The sequence below is a fragment of the Tumebacillus sp. BK434 genome (assembly GCF_004340785.1).
Classification (GTDB): Bacteria; Bacillota; Bacilli; order Tumebacillales; family Tumebacillaceae; genus Tumebacillus_A.
The window spans coordinates 1-2,912 of sequence record NZ_SLXS01000027.1; the positions used below are offsets into that span (position 1 = coordinate 1).

The 2,912-nt window shown below is 55.8% G+C and carries 2 protein-coding genes and 1 rRNA gene; 1 reads left to right on the forward strand and 2 read right to left on the reverse strand.

Annotation, left to right across the window (positions count from 1 at the left end; all coding sequences use genetic code 11):
• Window positions 1–312 precede the first annotated feature (312 nt).
• The gene (locus tag EV586_RS20660; protein ID WP_243653109.1) at window positions 313–1,125 is read right to left on the reverse strand and encodes a class III extradiol dioxygenase subunit B-like domain-containing protein; all 813 of its coding nucleotides are present in this window, start codon (window positions 1,123–1,125) and stop codon (window positions 313–315) included.
• Window positions 1,126–1,233: 108 nt separating this feature from the next.
• Between EV586_RS20660 and pepV the strand changes: the two genes are divergently transcribed.
• Complete coding sequence (gene pepV, locus EV586_RS20665; protein WP_132946923.1) at window positions 1,234–2,631, forward strand: dipeptidase PepV; 1,398 nt, start codon at window positions 1,234–1,236, stop codon at window positions 2,629–2,631.
• Between the two features lie 198 nt (window positions 2,632–2,829).
• Here pepV and rrf read toward each other — a convergent pair.
• Window positions 2,830–2,912, reverse strand: a 5S ribosomal RNA gene (rrf, locus tag EV586_RS20670); the annotation flags it as partial.

The following is a 2,912-nucleotide window of genomic DNA, read 5'->3' on the forward strand; positions in this document are numbered from 1 at the left end:
CTCATCTCTGTAACACTCGTTTAGTTTTCAAGGATCAAGAACAGGATGTTCATTGTCCAGCGTTGCGACAGGACGTCGCGTTCTTCGCTGGGCTACCACCTTATGTCGCTCAAGGCGACGCATATAAACTTATCACATCAGAGACTCGAAAGTCAACTGGTAAGTTTTCTTTTTTCATCCCCGCATCTCTCGCGGCGACATGGACTATCTTATCATGCCCCATTCGAACGCTCAATCTCCAGCTCGGAACAAACCAAAACAAACCCTGCCCTCAATAGGAAAAGCCTCGCCCAGCGAGGCTCTTCCTCCCACTTACTTACGATGATACGCTGCACACATCAAACCAAAATACGTCGGCACCTCATAGCTTAAGAACTCCACGTCGCGATCCGCCTGCTCAATGCCGCCAGCCAGCACCAGCGCCTGCCAGATCCCGTCCGGTTTTGCTGCTTCAATGAACTCCGGTTCAAACTCGGCCATGCGCTCAATCTGGTTTAGCTTTAACAGCTCCACCACTTCCGCATCCAACTGGGCTGCAGCCGGGTCGAACCCATATGGCCCGTGCTCATCATGCGCATGCGACCAGTCGCAGCTCGCGATCAGCCCCACTCGCTTGCCCGAAGCGGCCACCGCCCGCGCGACCGCCTCCCCAAGCTTCACATGCTCTGCGAATCCAACCGTCCGCGTCGGCGTGATCACCACCACCGGCACGTTCGGCATAAACCACAAAGGCACAAGTACCCCCCAATCCATCGGCAGGCACGAATACGGACCGGAAGCCGTCGCAAAATTTACAGCGCCAATCGGCAGCCGCATCTGCTTTGCCTCCTGCACAATCGCCTTTGCCAACTCCCGATCGACAGCTCGTTCCATCGTCACCTTGCCGCCGTTATCCTCCACTTCCCCATACATCCGCTCACAGTCGGCCACGCAAAACTGCCCGTCAATCCGCACCCCGTGCGGCGTCAACACAATGATCGTCTCCGGTCGGGCCTCTTCCATATAGCGGCCCAATTGTTCCATGCTTCCCCGGGTCACGCTCATCAGATCAGGATTCTGCTGTGACAACTCCTCAAGAATCTCCGACCCATGCGGCGTGATACAAGCAAAAACAAATGGATTCACAGCTCCCATTCCTCTCCGATTCAGATACCCAAAGTATACCCAGCTCCACAATTTGTGTAAATATTCATGTAAAATAGAACGCAACACCACATCAAGGGAGGATGCCCCATGAACTGGTTCCAACTCGCAGAGCAACACCGCGAACAATTCCTCAAAGAACTGATTCAATTTCTCTCCATCAACTCCGTCGAAGAGATGACCACCGCAACGGAAGTACAGCCATTCGGAGCCGGTGTGGCACAAGCTCTGGATTTTCTATTGCATCAGGCAACCCAAGATGGCTTCCACACCCGCAATTACGAAGGTTATGCCGGCACCATCGACTACGGTCAGGCTGACGAACAGGTAGGCATTCTCGCCCATGTGGACGTTGTTCCCGCCGGCGACCCCGCCGAATGGACCACCCCACCCTTTCAGCCGGACATCCGCAATGGCCGCATTTATGCCCGCGGCGCTATCGACGACAAAGGTCCGGCGCTCGCCGCTTACTACGCTTTAAAAATCGTCCGCGATACAGGCCTCCCGCTCACCAAACAGATCCGTTACATCATTGGCACCGATGAAGAAAGCGGGTGGCTGTGTATGAAGCGCTATGGCGAGCTGGCCACCTTCCCGGAAATCGGCTTTTCCCCGGACGCCGACTTCCCAATCATCCATGCGGAAAAGGGGCAGATCAATCCAACGATCACGCTTCCCCCTGAGCAGGATCAAGATGCTCCCTTGCTCCTGCGATCCTTCACGGCAGGCGAGCGCGTCAACATGGTGCCGGACAGTGCGGTTGCCGTGATTGAGACCAAGCTTGATCTTTCCGCTCAGTTCACAAGCTTTTTGAAAAAATACGATCTGCGCGGCATCGACATCAGCACAGGCACTACTTTCACCTTGATCGTAAACGGCCAATCCGCCCACGGCATGAATCCCCAGACCGGACGAAATGCAGGTACATGGCTCGCTTCGTTCCTGCACGAACTCCCCTTCACCGGCACGGCAATAAAGTTTCTTCACTTCCTCGCCAACACACTTCATGAAGACCACCACGGCGACCGGCTCGGCGTGGCATGCGCCGATGAGGTGACTGGTAACCTGACTGTCAATCCCGGCGTCCTTTCCTACGACCAAGACAGCGGCGGAGTCATCAAACTCAACATCCGCTATCCGGCTACGATCTCTCCCGAAGAGCGCGTGCAACGGCTCCGTGAAAAACTTCAGATGCTTGACCTGCACCTCGCCGACGTACGCACCTCCAAATCGCACTACGTCCCCCAAGACCACCCCGCGATTCAGACCCTGCAGCGCGTCTACCGCGATCAAACGGGTCAGGAGCCAACCTTGCTCTCATCCGGCGGTGCCACCTACGCCCGTTCTCTAAAGTACGGAGTCGCTTTCGGCGCCGTCTTCCCCGGCGAAACCATGACCGCCCACCAAACGGACGAATACGCCACCGTCGACTCCTTGATCAAAGCGATGGCCTTGTACGCCCAAGCCATTTATGAACTCGCCAAATAAAAAAGACCCGATCTGCGTAAGATCGGGTCTTTCTCTTTGCCTAGCGACGTCCTACTCTCCTAGGACCCTGCGGTCCAAGTACCAGACCTCCGCTATCGCTTCGGTGGTTCTCCGCTCCGCTGCGAACGCGGCACCGTTTCTATGTGCTTGCCATGTGAAAAAAGACCCGATCTGCGTAAGATCGGGTCTTTCTCTATTGCCTAGCGACGTCCTACTCTCCCAGGACCCTGCGGTCCAAGTACCATCGGCTCTGTGGAGCTTAACTTCTGTGTTCGGGATGG